1 protein-coding gene is annotated in these 286 nt (G+C 73.1%); it reads left to right on the top strand.

All coding sequences use genetic code 11. From position 1 onward, the window contains the following. Positions 1 to 286: HAD family hydrolase (locus CCN51_RS48890; RefSeq protein WP_483883478.1), on the top strand; the 286-nt coding region annotated here is incomplete at both ends.

Here is a 286-nt window from a genome sequence, read left to right as displayed (position 1 = left end):
ACCGCCCCGTTCACCGCCCGCGCCCTTCTCCTCGACATGGACGGCACCCTCGTGAACTCCGACGCCGTGGTGGAGCGCTGCTGGCGCCGCTGGGCCGCCGAGCACGGGCTCGACGCGGACAGCATGCTCAAGGTCGTACACGGGCGGCAGGGGCACGCCACCATGGCGGTGCTGCTCCCCGACCGGCCCGTCGAGGAGAACCTGGAGGACAACCGGCGGATGCTGGAGTGGGAGACCTCGGACGTCGACGGCGTCGTGGCCATCCCCGGCGCCCCCGCCTTCCTGG

The sequence above is a fragment of the Streptomyces milbemycinicus genome (assembly GCF_002154605.1).
Taxonomy (GTDB): domain Bacteria; phylum Actinomycetota; class Actinomycetes; order Streptomycetales; family Streptomycetaceae; genus Streptomyces; species Streptomyces milbemycinicus.
The sequence above is the reverse complement of the archived record's forward strand: the minus strand, read 5'-3'. Positions and strand labels throughout refer to the sequence as shown.